Source organism: Alcaligenes sp. Marseille-Q7550 (assembly GCF_965112015.1).
Genome location: NZ_CBCOPU010000008.1, coordinates 1 through 2,748, shown reverse-complemented (window position 1 = coordinate 2,748; position 2,748 = coordinate 1). Strand labels below are relative to the sequence as shown.

The following is a 2,748-nucleotide window of genomic DNA, read 5'->3' as shown; positions in this document are numbered from 1 at the left end:
TGGCCTCTCCCACCCAATGGTGGAAAGCCGGCACCATGTGCCCGCCCATCTCCAGGATGAATACGGGCAAGCCCAGCGCAGCCGCCAGCCAGAAGCGCTTGCGTATGGTGTCGTAGGCCTGCCGGGCGCGCTCGGCCGGGTCGTTGGCGGCTGCTGCGCTTGCCTGTCTGGCCGGATAGCCCGCCTTGCCCACGGCCTCGATCAGAGCGCCGGCCGCCACGCCTTGCAGGCTCTGCACGTGAGCCTTGCCGGTGGCCAGGTTGACCGTCGCGGCCTGCACGCCGGGCACCTTCAGCAGCGCTTTTTCCACGCGGCCCACGCAGGAAGCGCAAGTCATGTCCTGCACATCCAGAACCACTTCCTGGGAAGGCACGTGGTAGCCGCCTTTTTCCACGGCCTGGATGATTTCCTGTACAGGCGGCGCTCCGTCGAAATCCACGGTTGCCTTCTGCGTGGCCAGGTTCACCTGGGCCTGCCGCACGCCGGGGACCTTGGCGATGATCTTCTCCACCCGGCTGACGCAGGAGGCGCACGTCATGCCCTCCACGCCCAGCGTCAGGCGCGAGCCGTTGTCCGAAGTGCTTGTTGTCATGAGAATCACCTATGAGATGTCTTGGATGATTCCACTTTAGAGCTTGACCCGATGGGAAGGTCAACACCTACGAGAAAAAGCCGGAGGCCTTCTCTCAGACTGGGTGTGCAGCAGAAAAACAGCGCCCCTTTCCTGGGCGCTGCGTGTGCCGGACCAGGCAGGTCTGGATTTAGTAGGCCACGAAGTGGTCGTGCCTGCCATGCCATTGCCTGACCTCTGCCGCCACCTGTTCACGGCTCAGCGTGCCGCCCTGCGAGGTTCTATGGTTTGGGTCAAGTCGTTTTAGGCAATAACTTGGATGGATCGAAGGCTTGTCCGCTTTTCCATACCGCATAGGCGATGCGCAACAGCTTGCGCGCCAGAATCACAATCGACTCTGTGCCCGCCAGGCCTCGAGCTCGATACGCCTCATACAGCGGTTTACATGCCGTACTACGGCACGCCGACATCGCTGCCAAGTACAGTTGTCGGCGCAGCAGGGCTGGCCCACGCTTGCTGATACGGCGACGTCCTCGTTTGGCCCCGGAGTCATTGGGTCGGGGATCCAATCCGCTATACGCCACCAAGGCATCCGCGTTGGCGAAGGGGATACGATTGAGCAGCTCCGTTAACACGGACGCTGTCTGCTGGCCAATGCCCGTGACGCTGCGCAAGCGTTGATACCCCTGTTCGAGCTGTGGATCGCCGGCAATCAAGCGCTGTATTGGCCGATCCATTGAAGCCAGAACAGCCTCAAACCCCTGCTGCAACGCGTGGATATCCACACCCGATACATCCACATCCGCAAACGCCTGACGTAAGGCGCCCTGGTGAGCGATGACTTGAGCGCGACGAGACAGCAGCTGGCGTAGCTGTTGCTGTTGGATGCTGAGCGGTTGCCAGGCCTGCAAGCTGGATTGATGCTCTTGCAGGTAGCGGGCAATCACCTCGGCATCAAGGCTGTCGGTCTTGCCCCGGCTGCCCAAGGCCCGCGCATAGTAAAAGACGTCGCGAGCGTTCAGAATAAACACCGTCAGGCCATGAAGATGAGCCAACTGAGCCAGCAAGGCGTGATAACGGCCCGTTGACTCCATCGCAATTTGAGCCTGTTCGGGCACCGTCTTTAACCAGCGCGTAATACCAGCCGCCGTGTTGGCAATGGTGCAGGGCCGTTCGCCCGCTACGCTGATGACCACGTCAGCCTTGGCGACATCGGCGCCGATATAAAGCCTAGTCGTTTGCATGGGAGCACCTCCTGAGCGCATTATGAACAATGTCGGGGTGTACGCCATCGGGCTCGTTAACTTGCGTTCAGATCGGCGGTCGCGGTTCAAGGAACAGCGCCGCTCAGTTCCTTATCGACGATGATGGGTGGGGCAGGAGAGTTCTCGCAGTGTCGGTCCGGCGATGGCCGATAGTTCACAGTGTCCCTCCACCCCGACACCTTAACCATACAAGTTCGCGCCCCGCCCGCCCCAGTATCCTGACCAGGGAACCCGCGCGCAGCGCGGGCGAAGGACCCAGCCAAGCCGGCCCGCCCCGGCCGGCCTTGCGAGAATCCGAGCTTCTTTCTGCTTGGCCCAAACAGCTCGCCAAACACGGAGGAATCCCCGGAATTCTTCGAAGAACTCAAAAAAAAAACCCTGGCTACGGGAGCCAGGGTTCTGCCGTCCGGCCTTGGCGGCCGGCGTACATGCTTCAATTGCCGGGGCGCATATTGCTCGAGAGCACGTTGATGATGCGCTTGGCCGTGGGCGTGGTCTGCTCCTGGCCATTCTGGTCCAGCACGGTCACGCGCGTCGCGTTGCCCTGGCCCGTCAGCTTGATGCGCAGCGGCACGGCTTCGGCGGTATTGCGGCTGCCGAAGATGCGGCCGATGATGTTCTGCTGCTCGATCTTCTCGCCGGTATCGGAGTCCAGATAGCGGATGAAGAACTCGCCGGCGGAACGGTCCCGATCCTCGACGGAGAAGCCGGCCGAATCGATGGCCACCCCGACCCGGCGCCATGCCCGGTCGAAGGACTCGTTCAGCAACAGCTCAGCCTGGCCGGCGGCGTCCAGCGTCTGCACCTGGGCGGCCGACGGATCCTTGGAAGCGTTGGCGACCTGCTCGCGGGCGGAATCGATGTCCGACCCCAGGAACACCATCATGCGGGCCAGCATGGCGGCGTTAAGGC

Annotated in this window: 3 protein-coding genes; all 3 read right to left on the bottom strand. The window is 62.2% G+C overall.

All coding sequences use genetic code 11. The features are described 5' to 3' along the window. A partial coding sequence (locus ACWPWO_RS18655; protein WP_454007873.1) for a copper ion binding protein occupies nucleotides 1-592 on the bottom strand: 592 nt, incomplete at its 3' end. A 272-nt stretch (nucleotides 593-864) separates the two neighbouring features. After that, nucleotides 865-1,815, bottom strand: a complete 951-nt coding sequence (locus tag ACWPWO_RS18650) for an IS110 family transposase (RefSeq protein ID WP_454005135.1) — start codon at nucleotides 1,813-1,815, stop codon at nucleotides 865-867. 454 nt (nucleotides 1,816-2,269) lie between these two features. After that, nucleotides 2,270-2,748, bottom strand: a 479-nt coding sequence (gene bamC / locus ACWPWO_RS18645; protein WP_454007872.1) for an outer membrane protein assembly factor BamC, incomplete at its 5' end; no start/stop codon positions are given.